Genomic DNA, 17,608 nt, shown 5'->3' on the forward strand with positions numbered 1-17,608 from the left:
GACTTCAGACCTCCGAATTCCGAAAGCCTAATAACAAGCAATAAAACAGTGGAACATTCAGTTAGCAACAACAGCGCCAGGAGCCGTTATCGGAGATCATGCTGTAAGCATGCAGCATATAAGGGGAATACAGTTGACCGGCGCAAAGGATAGCAGGTTGTTTCATTGTATAAGCATTTAGTTTTCAATTATGCTTTCAGTGCAAAATGTAATCGTAGAACAGAACAAAGATACAGGTGTGCAAATTATTCGCAAAATATTTCCTATTATTTTAGTGGACTAATAAAAATCGTTAAGTTTGTAGAAGAACCAAAGAATATGACACGTATTGCATTCGAACAACTGAGTAAGCCGGAACAGATAAAGGTGATCAGTAAGTATGGCGTATTTCTGGCCGACAAAGTAGATTCAGGAAACAGATTGTATCTGTATGTGGTAAACACCTTTTATGTTGAATTGCTGCATGAGCTGTCGAACCTCAACAACAAGGGCCTGGTAATTACACGGGTTTTTGATGATGCCGGCATTTTTAACGATTACCAGGATAAGGCTGATACCAACCGGCTGTACGCGGCCAGGGATTACGTATTGCCTATTGACTATGACTCACCTCATCCAGCAAATACAACACCGACCGGTAGTTTTTACCCGTTGCATCAGAAAGCGCCATTTCGCAGGTTTTGGCGGTAGAATAACAATCACTGCATCCGGCATCCTTCACCTCGGTCGCTTCGGCATGGGTGGCCGACGCCGTTAAACCGGGATAGTAAAAACCCCGGTCGCCCGCCATGCCACAACAGCCTGCCGTGGCCGGAAGAACCGGTTGCTCAACAGTGGCCGCCGCCAGCTGCAGCATCTTTTTATTGAGATCCATTTTATATAACGAACACACCGGATGAAAAACGGCTTTGCTTTTCTTTGCTGTAATGGTAAGGCGGGGTAACAATATATCGGTAGCAAACTGCAGACTATCAATAACACGCAGCTGATCGAACCGCTGCTGATTTTCGGGCGTCAGGTACAGCCGGCTGGTTTGCAGGGAATGTGTACAGGAACTAATATCAAGTACCACGGGAATGCTGCCCTGCCTGCTCCACTGCCATAAGGTGCTGATGGTTTTGTTTACCATAAACCGGTAGGCACCGGTAAATCCTTTTGAAGAAAAAGGTTGCGCGCAACAGGCGCCATGCAAATCAGGCGGGATCAATAACCTGATACCTGCTTTTTTAGCGAGGCGTTGACATACATCAACAATCGATTCTTTTTGGGTCGCATCGGCGCCCATCGTTCTGCTGATACACGAAACAAAATACACCACTTCGGCCTGTTCGGGTTGTTGCGGCCGTATAGGTATGGGGCCCGTTAATTGTTGCGACCATAACGGAAATGCAGGAACTATTTTTCGCACAGCCGTGGTAAACTTATACATGAATTGTTTTCCGAACACCCGGTTCATCAACCTGCCTGAACGCAGACCAATTTTAATTAGCGATTCTACCAGGCTGAAGTTTTTCGCCACCCATAATGCGGTTGTATTTTGCCGGGAGCTGTGATTTTCTTTTCGCAACCTTTTTACCAGTTCACCGGTGTTAATGGCAACCGGACAATCAGTAGCGCACATACCGTCTACCGCACAGGTATCCATAGCATCGTAGGTATAATCGTGTAAAATACTTTTATAGGTTTTGGTATCGCCTGCTTTTTTGAGGCGCGATAATGATCTTCGTAACACAATGCGTTGCCGGGGCGTTAATGTAAAATGCCGGCTCGGACACCGGTTTTCGCAATATCCGCATTCCACGCATTTATCTACCTCTTCTTCTACCACCGGCATTGCCTTCAGATTCTTTAAATGACAGTTGCGATCATCATTAATAATTACGCCGGGGTTCAGAATTGTAGAGGGGTCAATCAACGTTTTCAGCTCTTTCATAATGGCATACGCATCGCTCCCCCATTCTGTTTCAACATACGGGGCTATTTGCCGACCCGTGCCGTGCTCAGCTTTCAGCGCGCCGTTATACCGGTTGATCACCAGTTCGGCCAGCTCATCATTAAATACACCGAACGACTGAATTTCGGCTGGCGTATCGATCGATTGCGTTACCAGAAAATGCAGGTTGCCTTCCTTTGCATGTCCGAATACAATAGCATCGTTGTAATTATACTTTTTAAACAATTGCTGCAGGTCTTCAATAGCTTCGCCCAGCCGGTGAACAGGCACGGCAATATCTTCGAGCATTACCGATGTACCCTTCTTTCGTACAGCCGCCACCGATGGGTACATCCCTTTCCGCAGCTTCCAGTAACCGGCCTGTATGGTTTCATCGGTGGTAAATTCGGTTTTATAAATAAGCGGCAGTGCATCAATATACTTCGTAGCATTGGTTAGCTTCTGTTGCAGGTCATCAAATGTTTGTGCCTGGTATTCGCACAAAATACCCGCACTGTTTTCGGGCAGTGTTTGTAAAAATGCAGGAGCGCCCGTTAAATGTTCTATTGAATGAATAGCGGGCCTGTCCATAAACTCCAGCGCCTCGGCTCCGCTTTCTTTCAGAGCCGGAATGGCATTACACGCTGCAGCCGGCGAATCAAAAAATAATAAGCCGGTGCTTTTATACGGATTATCGGGTATGGTATGCAATACGGCTTCTGCTATAAATGCCAGGGTGCCTTCGGCACCGATGATCAGGTGTGCCAGTATATCGAGCGGATGATCAAAATCGATAAAGGCATTTAAACTGTAGCCAACGGTATTTTTTATGGTATACTTTTCCCGGATCTTTGCTGTTAATGCCGCATCGTTTGTTATCCGTTGCTTCAGTTGTTTTATGCCGGCAAATAAAAGCGCCTGTTCTGTTTCGAATCGTTGGTAATCGGCAGCATTTTCGGTATTGAATAGCTCGCCATTGGGCAAAACAAACTTCAAATGTTTCAGGGTGTGGTAAGAATTGTTGATCACTCCGCAACACATGCCGCTTGAGTTGTTCGACAATATGCCGCCCATCATAGCCGAATTAATGGAGGCAGGATCGGGCCCTATCTTCTTTTTAAAAGCTTTTAAAAAATGATTTACCCGGGCGCCGGTAACGCCGGGTTGTACACGAACAGCATTCCCATTGGCTTCGGCCTTTATCAATGGCCAGTTGCGCGACAGATCAACCAAAATACCTTCGGTAACCGACTGGCCCGACAAACTGGTGCCGGCCGTGCGAAAAGTGAGCGAGGTATTGTGGGTTTTTGCAATGGTAAAAAGGGTCTGTATTTCAGAGATATTTTCAGGAAAAACGATTGCTTTCGGTACCAGTGAATAAAAGCTGGCGTCGGAAGAATAGGCATGCAGGTCAATGGGCCTTGTTTTTAATCTTTCAGCAGGAAACTGACTTGCTATGGCTTCCTGTATTTGTTTTTCCCCGGTCGAAGTCATGCCCGCAAGTTAAATCAATCTGGTTTTGATTGTACCCGTTTGCAGCTTTTTGCGGGGACAATCTGGTTTAACCTGCTTTTCATTCCCTGCAACCGGAATTGAGGTTGTCAGCTTGTTTTTTCACTACAACAGCTTGTGTTTGACCGTTAACCTGCTCATTTTTTAGTACCGCATGCTGAATTGTACGCCTAACCTGCCGTTTGTTCCATACCGCCAGCCTGGTCGTTCACACAACCAACTGATTCTTTCACTCCGCAATTGAGGCAGCACCCTTATCCCGCCGGGTATTTCATGCCACCGGCGAAGTTGTACCTATAACCCAACGGGCTTTCCACACCGCCGGCCGGGTGGTTCAAACAGCCAATCGATTCTTTCATTCAGCAAGTGAGGCAGTACCCTTATCCCGCCGGGTATTCCATACCACCGGCGGAGTTGTACCTATAACCCAAATGGCATTCCATACCGCCGGCCGGGTGGTTCACATAACCAACTGATTCTTTCACTCCGCCGGCAAGGTTGCACCTGCAACCTGCCCGGATCTTTCATTCTGCATACCGGTTGCATTATTCAACCTGCACGGTGTACCATTCAACCTGCAGGTTGTTTCATTCCGCGTGCCGGTTGTTAGGTGCTGCCGTGTCGGTTTGTTGTTACAAATCGTCATGCATAAGCTATCACCGGGCTGGCGGCGCCATCAATCCGGCAGGTGATCACATAAACTCAATTGGTTGAACACCAATCCCGCATTGCAATGAGGTAAATTTTAAATGCAATAACTATCACCCACCCTGCAGTAGCTTTAACGCTTATTGTTAAAGCAGGAACTCAAATGACTGAACCGGGAACGCAGCTTACGATCCCTCCTTTGTGTGGAATTTTTACCGCCATTCATACATGAATAAGGCAAAATGTATAATACAGTGATGGTATAGTTTTTAAAAAAATTCGTTGGTATATGCCCGATATTTTTTAATTTCAGGAAATTTTCGTCCTGAAAAAGTGGGTCGCCATAACACTGCTTGCTGTACACCTGTTTAACCTGGCGGGGTATTCGTTGCTGTTTGACTACTTCATTCATCAATCTGATAAACAATTACTACAACATCTCGATAACAACCAGTACTCCGACGCCGAACTCTTTGAAGTAAAAGTGCCGTTAAACATGCCGTATATAACCAACTGGAGCAGCTATGAACGGGTTGACGGTGAAATGGAAGTTAACGGCATTTACTATAATTATGTAAAGCGTAAAGTGTATAACGATACGCTGTACCTGATGTGTCTTCCCAATAAAAACAAAACCCGGCTATCTTCGGCCCGTAATGAATATGCAGCAAAAGCACAGGATGCACCGGCCAATCAAAAAAATCCCGGCTCCGCGCTTAAAAAATATTCTGTTGCCAGTGAATACCGACAACCGGTCATGCAGTTCAGCATTGCAGCTCTGCTCATGGTAAATACGCCGCAAAATAATCGCCCCGCTTCACATATCAACTATCCTTACATCGACGATAAACTGCACCCGCCACAGGCGTAAAGCCAACCATATTATCATTCAGCAATCCACCGGCATCAACTGTCAGCAACGGCAGCCAGTTTCCTGTATTTAAAGGCTCTACTATTAAGTTAAGCATTCAGGTTCTCGCAGAGGCGCAAAGACGCAAAGTTGATCGCTTCGCGATCTTTAAGAACGCAAAGAAAAGGCTTGGCGCCTTTGCGCCTTTGCGCGAAAACTTTTCGCTTACCCGTTAGCTGAAAAATTCATTTACCGCTTATCACCCGTAAGCTAAAAAATAAGCAATGACTTGTTCCTTATCCCGCATTGTATTGTTTGCAACAGTACTATCGATACTGTCCTGCAAATCCAAAACGTCACAAAACAAAGAAATGATTCGGCTTATAGCGGCCATCAATGAAAGCGAATCAACTCCCCACAATCCGTATGCCTCTGAAACCCGCTTAAAATTTTACGATTCGTTACTCAAAAAGGCAGAACAACTCCGGGAATCAGCAACCGCCAGCTATGCTATAGGCAATACGTTGCTTGAGCTGGGTCGTGAAGAAAAAGCGATTGAAGTTTTTGACAACCTGTTGCAAAGCATGCCGCCCGAATATACCGGGCACCGGAATATGATCATGAAAACCCTTGCCATTTCGTGTTTACGGCTGGGCGAAAGAACCAACTGCATCTACAATCATACCGGCGAATCGTGCATTTTTCCCATTGCCAACAAAGGCATACATGTTAATAAACAGGGGGCCGAAAAAGCGATCGAACTGTATGAAATGCTGTTGAAATACGACCCCACCGACCTTGAATCAAGATGGCTGCTCAATATTGCGTATATGGCTACCGGTGAATATCCTGCCAAAGTGCCTGCTGCGTATTTGATAAAACTACCCACTGCAGACAGCGCTTACCAGGTAAAACCTTTTACCGATGTTGCCGCCGGCTTAGGCATCAATGTAAAAAACATGGCCGGTGGCAGTATTGTCGAGGATTTCAACAACGATGGCTATCCTGATATCATTACCAGCAGTTGGGGATTGCAGGAAGGCATGCACTATTTCACCAATAATAAAAATGGCACCTTCAGTGATGTATCTGCCGCTTCGGGTTTGAACAATTTTACCGGCGGCTTAAACATGATGCAAACTGATTATAACAACGATGGATTAAAAGACATCTTTGTTTTGCGCGGTGCCTGGAAGGGAAAGTATGGCAAAGAACCTAATTCTTTATTGAAAAACAATGGCGACGGTACTTTTACCGACGTAACCCGTGAAGCAGGATTACTCTCATTTTATCCTACCCAAACAGCCACCTGGGCCGATTTCAACAACGATGGATGGCTGGATGTTTTCATTGGCAATGAAACAGGGCCCGATATGGAGATCAATCCATGCGAATTATACATGAACAACAAAAACGGCACCTTTACTTTATCAAGCACAAAAGCCAATTGCAATGTGATCGCTTTTGTAAAAGGCGTAACATCGGGCGATTACAACAACGACGGGTATACCGATCTGTTTATTTCTACTTTGGATGGCAAAAAAATTCTGTTGAAAAACGATGGCCCTGTACAAGGCATCCCCCGCTTTACGGATGTATCGCAACAGGCGGGCCTCAGTAATAACACCGCCCGCACTTTTACTACCTGGTTCTGGGATTACGACAACGATGGCTGGCTCGATATTCTTGTTTGCGGATATGAATTTCAAAAATCGCTGGCCTGGTATGCAGCCGCAGAAGCATTGAACATTCCTACAGGTAATTCGGGTAAAATATTTTTGTTTCGCAACAATCACAACGGCACCTTCGAAGAGGTGTCGGAAAAAGCAGGACTGAACACCATTGCCTTTGCCATGGGCGGAAATTTTGGCGACATCGATAATGACGGATATCCCGATTTTTACCTCGGCACCGGAAACCCGCAATACACATCGCTTGTTCCCAACAAGCTGTTCCGGAATATTCAGGGTAACCGCTTTGTTGATGTAACCACATCGGCCCGGGTAGGTAACCTGCAAAAAGGTCACGGTGTTTCGTTTGTTGATATCGATAACGATGGCGACCACGATATTTACCTGGATATGGGTGGCGCGTATGTAGGTGATGCGTATGAAAATTCATTATACCTTAACCCCGGGCAAAATCAAAACCATTTTATCAATCTTTCGCTCGAAGGGGTACATTGCAACAAAGCTGCTATAGGAGCAAGAATAAAAGTAACTATCAACGACAAAGGAGTTATCCGCAGCATTTATCGCGATCTGAATTCAGGTGGCAGTTTTGGCTCCAACCCGCTTGCGCAACATATTGGTATCGGAGAAGCTACTTCCGTTGAACAAATTGAAATAACATGGCCCGGCATTAATGTAAAGCAACATTTCAGCCATTTGCCCATCAATACCAATATAAAAATTAAAGAAGGTGATCAAAATTTCTCCACCTTTCAATTAAAAAAATTCAATTTCAGTAATCCGCTTCCGGGAATCATCGACTGTGCTCCGCCCGGGAAAACAGGTATAACCGGAAGGCCCTGAGCAACTGTTTAAATTCTCTTTTTTCTTTTTCAGTCCCGCCCTGCGGGACGCTTTTCTTTTTAGCTAAGAGTGTATAGGAGTAAAAAGAGAAATTGCCGGCAGAAAAAGAATTCGATAAATTACAGGTAAACCCAACACAACCTCATGAAATATGGTTTGTTAATAGCAGGCCTGCTGCTTTTGTTCGCCGTTGAAATACTGCGCATTTATTTTATTATGCCATTCCCGGGCAGTCAGCATAATAACACGATACAGTTTGCATACGGATTGAACAAGTATTCACTCTGGTTGAGAATAGCCGGTTTGATACTAATTATATGGCCGGTTTTGTATACTATGCAGCATGCCCGGTTTTGGAAAAAGGGAGTGCTCGTTGCAGGTCTGCTATTTTATGTTGTTGTGTTTTATTTTTTCAACTTCAGGTTCCAGGCCGATAAAATGTTTTATCAACCCAAACATAAAAATTTCGCTGCTGCCGCAACGAATACGATACCTGCCGGTAAGCTGGTCATCGGCGTATCGCTAAACGGACAGGCAAAGGCCTACCCCATTCAATTAATAGGCTATCATCACCAGGTTCGGGATACCATTGGCAATATACCGGTAATGGTAACCTACTGCACCGTGTGCCGTACAGGAAGGGTGTATAGTCCGGCAGTAAACCGCCGGCCCGAAACATTTCGACTGGTGGGCATGGACCACTTCAATGCCATGTTTGAAGATGCAGGTACCAAAAGCTGGTGGCAGCAGGCTACCGGAACGGCCGTTGCAGGGCCGCTTCAGGGCGCCGCATTACCTGAAATTCCATCCCGTCAGCTTACGCTCGGCGCCTGGTTAAAAGCTTATCCGGCCTCACTGATCATGCAACCCGATACCCTGTTTACAAAACAATATAACGAACTGAAAGACTTCGATCGGGGCACTATCAAAAGCAGTCTCGAAAAAAGAGATTCCGGATCATGGCAGTATAAATCGTGGGTAATAGGTATTTCGCATAATAACATAAGCAAGGCCTACGACTGGAATGCACTGGTAAAACAATCCCTGATACAGGATTCAATAGCAGGGTTGCCCCTTGTATTGGTGCTTGAAAACGACTCAACCACTTTTCATGTTTGGAACAGAACGATCAACAATCAAACCTTGCAGTTTGAAAGCACCGGTCAGCGGCACCTGGTGAAAGATCGCAACACCCAATCGACCTGGAATATGAACGGCGAATGTATCGAAGGAATTTTAAAAGGGCAGCAATTACAGCCTGTGCAATCGTACCAGGAGTTCTGGCACTCATGGCGCACCTTCCATCCCAATACCCTGCAGTATAACTGAATCGCATACTTCCACAATTCCACACTTTGAGCATCATAACCCCGTGGCACAAATTTTATATAGCTACAATGAGCATTAAAATATGCTTAAAAAAAAACAACCTGAATGAGTGGCTATATTTTTTCTGCTATCCTCTTATATAAATTTGAAAACTGTAAATCAGGGTACCCCCCTTTTTACAACTATGCCCTAAAGTTAACCCACCTCCACCGGCCAGGCATATGTAGCCCGCCGCTCGTGACCATTTGTTACCATTCAAACTACCTACCGAAAATCACCGGCCATGCTGGTATAAAATTAGCATCACCCAAAATTTGAAGAACAGTATCCCCTGAGAACCGCCATCATTGAAAGATATTTTTTTTAATACCTATGCTATTTTTATCAAAGAATAATTCCATTAAGCAGGATGATACGTATGTAGTTGGTATCGGCGCTTCGGCAGGCGGACTTGAAGCGATCAACGAACTGTTTGATCATATTTCAGACAGTACTAATATAGCTTATATTGTAGTACAACATCTTTCGAGCGATTACAAAAGTTTGCTGGTTGAATTGCTGGCAAAGCATACGCACATGCCCGTTGAAGAAGCAGGGCATCGCCAGCGGGTTGAGGCGGGAAAAGTGTATGTGATCCCCAACAATAAAGAGCTCAGTATTCACAAAGGCATGCTCATGCTGGCCGAAAAAGAATACGACAAAGGACCCAATACAGCTATCGACACCTTTTTTCAATCACTGGCCGAAGATCAACGTAGTTATGCCATTGCCGTTTTGCTAAGCGGAACCGGTACCGATGGCACCCGCGGCATCGAAGCCGTCAAAAATAACAACGGCTTTGTAATGGTGCAGTCGCCCGAAACAGCGCGGTTCGACGGAATGCCCAAAAGCGCCATTGCATCGGGATATGTTGACCTCATAGTTTCGCCGGGTGATGTTTTTAACCAGGTTGAAAATTATATCGACGGAATATTACCGCAAAAAAATCCGCCATCTGAAAAATTCAATGAATTCGTTCAGCAGATCCTTACCATCGTTCATCGCAAAACCGGATTTGACTTTACCCAATATAAAAAGCCAACCATTTTTCGCCGCATTACGCGTCGCATTCAAATGCTGAAGATCGATGATATTGAAAAATATGAGCAATACCTGCTTAAACACGATGAAGAACCGGCATTACTTACAAAGGAATTTTTTATTGGCGTTACCAATTTCTTTCGCGATAAAGATGCCTGGAATTGTTTGTACCAGCAGGCCATTGCAATGATCATCGAAAACAAGGAAGAACGCGACTCGCTGAAAGTATGGGTTACAGCCTGCAGCACCGGCCAGGAAGCGTATTCATTGGCCATTTTAATTGATAAAGCACTACAGCAGCTGAACAAAACCCTCGATGTAAAAATATTTGCCAGCGACATCGATAAAACAGCCATTGAAGCTGCATCACGCGGCCGGTATATGCATAACCAGTTGCTGGGACTCGAAAAAAAGATCTTACAACAGTATTTTACCGAAACCGACGATGGTATGATGATCATACCCCGTATTCGCAAACAGGTTGTATTTGCCACTCATGATATTACCAAAGATCCGCCCTTTATAAAAAATGATCTCGTTACCTGCCGCAACCTGCTTATATATCTCAATCCGGCTGTGCAGGAAAATGTATTATCTACCTTACACTTTGCGTTAAACCCCGGCGGTTACCTGTTTCTGGGAACCAGTGAAAATCCGTCGCTGTTACGAAAAGGTTTTGCCGAAATAAATAATAAATGGAAATTATACCAGCGCACCACGGATCATAATTCGTTCACGCGCAACGTGCTGACTGCAACCCGTAGCCGGCTGGCCTCGTTTACCAGTTTACCTGCGGCCAAAATCAGAACAGATGTTCAACTGGTAGAAGATGTTATAAAGGTGCTGGCCGACAAACTGGGCTACGCAGGCATATATATCAATGAAAACTACGAGATAAAAGACGGTATCGGTAATTTTAAAAAGTTTTTGTCGCTGCCCGACAAACTAAGCTCATTGAACATACTTAAAATGGCGCCTCCCGAACTGGCCGGCATTTTAAGCGCTACCATACGAAAATCATTGAAAGAAAATAAAAGTCAGGCGATCCGCAATATCAGGGTGAACCTGGGCGATCAGCGACGGCTGATAGACATTTTTATTTATCCGCCCCGCGAAACCAGTAACGGCATGTATTCGCTGGTTGTATTCGGCGATTGCACAGCAGAAGGCGAAAAAATACAAACGCCTGTTCATGATATGAGCCTGTTGCAAAAAGATCAATATGTAGTGCAGCTCGAAGAAGAGCTACGCGAAACACGTACCAACCTGCAAATGGCCATCGAAAGCCTTGAAACGGCCAATGAGGAACTGCAAAGCTCAAACGAAGAACTGCAATCGGCCAATGAAGAACTGCAAAGCTCAAATGAAGAATTACAGTCGCTCAATGAAGAACTGCATACCCTGAACACCGAACATCAGATCAGGATCAAAGAACTGGTTGAGCTGAACGATGACATCAGCAATTATTTGCAAACATCACAAATAGGACAAATTTTTCTTGATCAGAAATTGCGTATCAGGCGTTTTAATAATGCAGCAGCCGCTGTTTTCAATATCATCGAGGGCGATATCGGCCGGCCGATTGAGCATATTACCCACCAGATCACAGCCAGCACTTTTTTTGAAGATGTAAAAAGAGCAAACAAAACCGGCGCTGTTATTGAGCGTGAAATTGAATTAAGCAATGGTTCGGTGCATCTGCTGCGGGTGCTGCCCTATATGCGCCAGGATAAAGTACGCGACGGACTGGTAATTACAATGGTTGATATTTCGGCCACCAAAAACCTGAACACGCTTATTAAAAGCGTGTTCGATGCCAGCGCCAACCCGATCTTTGTTTTTGAAGCAGCACAAAATGATGCAAAAGAAATAACCGATTTTATTTGCACTATAGCCAACCACACCGCCTGGCACAGCTTCGGCCGTCACCTGAAAGAAGATGGGCTTTCCCTGAAAAACGACTTTCCCGAACTGGCTACCCCGGAAATTTTTCAAAAATATATTGGCGTTATTCAGTCGGGTCAGCCGGCATCGATGGAATTAACGTTTAGTAAAAACAGCCGCAAATACTGGTACCAGGCGCGAATTAACAAAATGCAGCAGGGTTTTGTACTGGTGTTATCAGATATAACGCTGCGCAAAGATGCCGAAGAAAAGCTGCGCAAAAATTACGATGAACTGCTGATTGCCAAAGAAGGCATGAGGGAACTGAATGGCCAGTTGGAACAAAAAGTAAAAGAACAGCGCCTGCTGAACGAAAAGCTCGAAGCCAGCAATGCCGACCTGATGCAATTCGCATCCGTAGCTTCACACGATCTGAAAGAGCCGCTGCGCAAGATCCATTTCTTTACCGGCCTGATTAAAGACGAGTTCCCCCGCGAAATCAACGGCAATTTGTTGATTTATATCGACCGCATTATGCACGCCTCTTCGCGGGCCACCAACCTCATCAACGATGTGTTATCATATTCCCGGTTATCGAGCGAAAACCTGCTCGAGGATGTTGACCTGAACCAGATCGTTGATGAAATTTTACAGGACCTTGACCTCGTGATCACTGAAAAAAAAGCAAGCATACAAACTTCCCGGCTTCCGGTGCTGCAGGCTGTAGGCGGACAAATGCGGCAACTATTTCAAAACGTCATTGCCAATTCACTGAAGTTTCATAAGCTCAACCAGCCGCCGGTTATATCTATTACAGCCAAAAGCTTTCCCGGGAATATATACCCTGAATTAAAGGATATAAAGAGCCGGATATTTGAAATTCGTATTAAAGATGAAGGAATAGGGTTCGACGAACAGTATTCGCGCAAAATATTCTCGCTGTTCCAGCGGCTGAACAGTAAGGAACAATATGAAGGCACAGGAATAGGACTTGCCATAGCATCAAAGATCGTGGAGCGGCATCACGGAATTATTAACGCCACCGGCCGTGAAAATGAAGGAGCTGAATTTGTTATTCTATTACCCGAAAAACAACCTGAGCGCATCATTGCAGAGGGAAGCCCATTAAAGGACGAATTAATTATAAAGTAATGCCTGCATCTAATTATATTCCATGCAGTTATACCATGCCATCAAAATTTGGCAGAACAATTGCTATATACACATTTAAAGAGTTTCACCGCACCAGGCCGTCAACTACTTTATCTTCCGTTACCTTCACGATTACCTGTTCACCTATATTCCTTATACACCAATTATGTAAATGTTTACCTGAAATATGATAAACGAACCAACTACCATATTGTATATTGACGATGACCCGGATGATTTACTGATATTCGGTGAATCGATTGCCAATCTTTATCCGGGCATTACCATACTAAAAGCGCAAAGCGGCGAAGAAGGCATTGAAATATTGAACCGGCTTGAGCAGGAGAACAAACCGTATCCATCCCTGATCATGCTCGATATGAACATGCCTAAAATGAACGGGAAACAAACACTGGAACGCATCAGAAGCAGCTCGAAATGGGAAGACATCCCTGTTGTAATATTCACCACTTCGGCAAACGTATCGGATATTGAATTTTGTAAAAATTTCCGCACCGATTGTATTACCAAACCCATGAGTTATAAATACCTTAACCAAACCATTCAGCAGCTTTTTTCCTATTGCAATCTTTCACTACACGAACAACGCGCCAACAGTTAAAACAACAAAACACATTCCGGGTTACGCGACCCGGATTTTTATTTCTATTTCATTATAAGCAAACTCGAGCCTGATCGTATTGTTGCCGGGCGTATTCGTGAATTCATTATCGGATTGAAGGCTGGTGGTTTGAAAAGGCTTATTGGCTTCAATATTCACTACGGTGCCCGACTTGATCACATCGAGCCTTGTTGGCGAAACGGGCCAGGCTTTTTCATTGTAATTGCAAATTATTGGCAAAACAAACTTTACAGATTGCAAATGTTGCAATGACACATATTTTGCCTGAATAACAAATTCATTGCCCACAATACTATAACGGATTTCACAGTTTGGAGAATCGGGAAGTGTATAGCCGCTTTCATCGACAAGGCAGCAATGGGAATTACAGATAAGTCCGCGAGCGCTTTCAAGATACTCAACGGAAACTGCGGGGTCATGAACAGTGGAGAATACACTGCCATGCACCAATGCTTCAAACGCAGGTGTAAGGCAGGTTGACTGTAAATCATTAATTCCCTGCTTTTGCAGAGTTTCTACAAGTTGGTTTTTGCCCATATCCGTACACTGATAATGTGGCTTTTATGTAACAGAACTTTCATGCTGCCGGTGATCCACACGTTTCATAGTGTAACTTGTTACCTGTACGTAATGGCCACGCGTTAAATATTTTTTGACATCAGCAGTAATGAATATCGTGAAATAATTTCACTTGCCGTGTACTTTTATGAAGAAATGCAAAATCACGATATGTTGAGCATATATCAATCTGCAGAATTTGCAATATGATATGCGAAACCTGCATAGAATTTTGAAGGATCTTCGAGACTTGCAGTGCTGCAAACTTCGAAGAGCTATCTACCTTCCTTCGCTTATTACAACGGGCCCAAGCAATCCTGATGGCAGCAGGGGTGCATCTTTTTTAAATTCAATATTGGTATGAGTTAATCTTTTTTCAGCAGGCAGCGCAGCATCGCCGATCAAACGGTTCGGCCAAAGGTTTACAACTTCTATTTCAAGTGTATTGCCCGTTGCTTTTACGATGCCGGTAATTTCAATACGCCATGGAGCCGTCCATAAAACACCCAGCTTTTTTCCGTTGAGTGTTATTTGCGCAATGTTTTTTACAACTCCAGCATCTATAAAATATCTTTTACCAGGCACTATACCGGGCATATCGAACCGCTTAACGTAATTAGCGCTCCCTGAATAATATTTAATGCCTTCTTCAGGTCGTTTGGTCCAGTCTTCGAGTGAAGGGAATTCAATGGCAGCAGGCCCGCCCCACTTTTCATCAAAATGCACCATCCACGAACCGGTTAATGACAATACAGAAGTGAACGAAAGAAAGTTCTTAGCGGTGTTTTTCAATGCAACAGTTTTTTTACCGGCTGCTTTTTTGAAAACAATAAACCACGACTGAAATGGAGCAAATTGCAGAGGAATAGTTACATACCCCCCCGCAACATTGTACAAATCCACTGCCTTCATTTCACCTGTTACCGCATCCCATATTTCAGGTTGTTTATCTGTAATGCGAAAACGGCAATCAGTTGTTGCTTCACGATTGTTTCGATTGGCAATAAAGTATATATCGGTATCGCCCACACTGCGATGAATGAAGTCGATCCAGGCATTGCTATCGGTATATACAAAATCAGGTCCAATGCCTTTATCTTTCAGTATCTGTTGCACCGGAACATTCCAGTATATTTTTCCTTTTCCGTATACATGTTCTTTTATCGAAACACCATCGCAGTTACCCCACACTTCACCCGCCAGTTGTTTTACCTGTTCATCGCTTTTTGGAAAGTTTTGTAACCCGGGGTCCTGTTCCGGTTTTGGCCCCACTACAATAGCGCCGGCATTTACCAGTTCTTTTATCTTTTGCAAAACCGGCACCGGCATCCTTTTGTTTTCGGGCAATACCAGCAGGCGATAGCTCATGCCATCGGGCAACACCAGCCGGCCATTTTTTACCGATAGCCTCGTAAGCAGCACTTCTTCATTACAAACATCGTAATCGTATCCTTTGCCGGCCGATGCATCCGTATGTTTGGGAGCTACAATATTCGGCGCCCAGTCGCCATTATAATATAAAATATCGGCCACAAACAATCCCTGCTGCAGCAAATACTGGCAACGACTGATATAATCTAAAAACGCGCCACTCAGGTTCCACCACGTTACATTGGGATTGAAGTGCGTGCCTGCTCCATATTCATAACCGGGTTTACCATCGCGTGGACGTGTAGCCGTTGATGTATGCATCAAAAACCGGTTGATGCCTTCGCAAAAAGCCCGGTCTGCCCCCTGTTTCATATTGCCGGGGTAATCGCTCCAGTGACGGAAAGAAGTAAATGATTCGGCCGAAGCGGTTCTTTTACCATAAATATGCGCGGCCGAAGAAACTATTTTGGTTACTTTATTTTGTCCCTGTTCCAAACGAACCATGCCATACCCGAGTGATTCATCAAGACCTCCTTCTTCATCGTGGCGCCCGCCCAGCCAGAACTCTCCCTGCGGCATATCGCTACGGCCGAGATTTTTTAAGGAATCCATACACATGGTACCTGAACGGCTTGGCCCGGCTGCTTCGTTTTGCACCTGCAGTCCGTTCTGATGACATAGCTCAGCAAAACGCTTATAATGTTCATCGGCCATGCAGTCGGCTACAGTTTTACGGTAGTCGTGCAAAAAGCGATCTGATATAGCGGCGCTGCCGATAATAAAACCGTTCAATACGGGCAAATATGGCGTGGGATCGTATCCCCGGTATTTTTTGAATTGTTGTATGATATTTTCTGTCCAGTTGGGAAAGCCATCTTCAAAGCTGTCATCACAAAAATACATCATAGTTTTGCCGGCGAGGTCGCCGGCTTCCTGTAACAACACTTTACCCAGATTTTCAAATTGCTGATCTACTCCTTCATGGCTCAGCCAGTCGACCGATAACCCGCTGGCTTCGGGCTGGGCGATCATCACTTTTGAACCTGTCATTCTGTGCCCGGTACGAATGATGATCCATTCACCGGGTGGCACATCCCAGTCGAGTTGTCCACCGGCTTTTACCAGGTTGGTCAAATCAATTACTTTATCAATAGCAACAGGCTGATCATCGGGCGATACAGTCCAGGGTGTTATCACCGGCTCCATGGCATCCTTCGCTTTGATGAAATTACTGGCATCTTTGCGATTGGTTTTTGCTGCAAACAATTCTTTTCTATTATCGTTGAGGAGTGAATTGTTATTCGATGCCGGAATAGCCACTACGGCCGTATCACGATAATCGAGTTGTTCAAGCGGCAGGTCGATATAATCTTTCCATCCCGGCGCATTTACTAAGTGATCGTATCCATCGCGGTTACCCGGCAACGGTAATTTACCCGAGAATTTTTGCGGACCGGTCACAGACAATTTTGATTGCAGGAACCAGCGGCAGGCATGTTGTGGTTTAATCCACGGGCCGCCCATACACCAGCCCGAGCTCATGTTCACGCCCATTTTAATGCCCAGCCTGTGGGCTTCCTGTAAAGCATACCGAAATAGTTCGCGCCATTCGGCAGACAGGAACTTAGCGCCCTGCGGCACCTGGGCGCCGCCCAAACCACCTGCCGAATTGATCAGCAGCACTTCGCCCATACCTTTTGCTTTATATTCCTCCAGGTCTCTGGTGATCCCTTCCTTATCAACCAGACCATTGAACCACCACCAGTAACATCCGGGTTGAAAAGCCTGTCCCGGCGCTATAAATTTTTGTTTCAGATCAGTAAATGATGGCGATATCGTAAAGAATTGTTCATTCTCCTGTAACCAATTATTGAAATTACTTTGTCCGCTTACCAAACGAACAGCCGCCACCTGCGCCGCCGTCATAGAACCCAATGCCAGGAATTTTCGCCGGTTGATATTCATAAAATTATTTTTGGGCTAAGAGGGTATAAGAGTAGAAAGAGAAAAAGGAGATTTTATTTAATATCTCCCTGTTAGAATTTTATCAGGTATCCATTCAAAAAACGTGTTAAGTAACTGAACTTCTCTTTTAAACTCTTTCTTCTCTTTTT

9 protein-coding genes are annotated in these 17,608 nt (G+C 44.8%); 6 read left to right on the top strand and 3 right to left on the bottom strand.

Features of this window, described 5'->3' with window-relative positions; translation table 11 throughout:
* Positions 1–318: 318 nt before the first annotated feature.
* Positions 319–690: a hypothetical protein gene (locus AC59IL_RS03300; protein ID WP_496550652.1), complete on the top strand. Its 372-nt coding sequence runs from the start codon at positions 319–321 to the stop codon at positions 688–690.
* Here the strand turns inward: AC59IL_RS03300 and AC59IL_RS03305 are convergent.
* Positions 593–3,427: an FAD-binding and (Fe-S)-binding domain-containing protein gene (locus AC59IL_RS03305; RefSeq protein ID WP_496550653.1), complete on the bottom strand. Its 2,835-nt coding sequence runs from the start codon at positions 3,425–3,427 to the stop codon at positions 593–595. The genes AC59IL_RS03300 and AC59IL_RS03305 overlap by 98 nt on opposite strands.
* A 1,054-nt stretch (positions 3,428–4,481) precedes the next feature.
* On the opposite strand from AC59IL_RS03305, the gene AC59IL_RS03310 reads away from it, so the two are divergent.
* From AC59IL_RS03310 to AC59IL_RS03330, 5 genes are all read left to right on the top strand, one after another.
* Entirely contained in the window at positions 4,482–4,964 is a 483-nt protein-coding gene (locus AC59IL_RS03310; RefSeq protein ID WP_496550654.1) for a hypothetical protein, read from the top strand.
* A 350-nt stretch (positions 4,965–5,314) separates the two neighbouring features.
* Entirely contained in the window at positions 5,315–7,477 is a 2,163-nt protein-coding gene (locus AC59IL_RS03315; RefSeq protein ID WP_496550655.1) for an FG-GAP-like repeat-containing protein, read from the top strand.
* Positions 7,478–7,621: 144 nt separating this feature from the next.
* Entirely contained in the window at positions 7,622–8,806 is a 1,185-nt protein-coding gene (locus AC59IL_RS03320; RefSeq protein ID WP_496550656.1) for a DUF3179 domain-containing (seleno)protein, read from the top strand.
* A 372-nt stretch (positions 8,807–9,178) separates the two neighbouring features.
* Positions 9,179–12,922 (top strand): chemotaxis protein CheB, encoded by a 3,744-nt coding sequence (locus tag AC59IL_RS03325; RefSeq protein ID WP_496550657.1) that lies wholly within the window; start codon positions 9,179–9,181, stop codon positions 12,920–12,922.
* A gap of 187 nt (positions 12,923–13,109) precedes the next feature.
* Positions 13,110–13,544 (top strand): response regulator, encoded by a 435-nt coding sequence (locus AC59IL_RS03330; RefSeq protein ID WP_496550658.1) that lies wholly within the window; start codon positions 13,110–13,112, stop codon positions 13,542–13,544.
* A 21-nt stretch (positions 13,545–13,565) separates the two neighbouring features.
* On the opposite strand, the gene AC59IL_RS03335 is transcribed toward AC59IL_RS03330, so the two are convergent.
* Positions 13,566–14,102, bottom strand: a complete 537-nt coding sequence (locus AC59IL_RS03335; RefSeq protein ID WP_496550659.1) for an ulvan lysase-like protein — start codon at positions 14,100–14,102, stop codon at positions 13,566–13,568.
* Between the two features lie 300 nt (positions 14,103–14,402).
* On the bottom strand, positions 14,403–17,459 hold the full coding sequence (locus AC59IL_RS03340) for a glycosyl hydrolase (RefSeq protein ID WP_496550660.1): 3,057 nt from the start codon (positions 17,457–17,459) through the stop codon (positions 14,403–14,405).
* Between the last annotated feature and the right edge of the window lie 149 nt (positions 17,460–17,608).

Source organism: Niastella sp. sgz303648 (assembly GCF_059587045.1).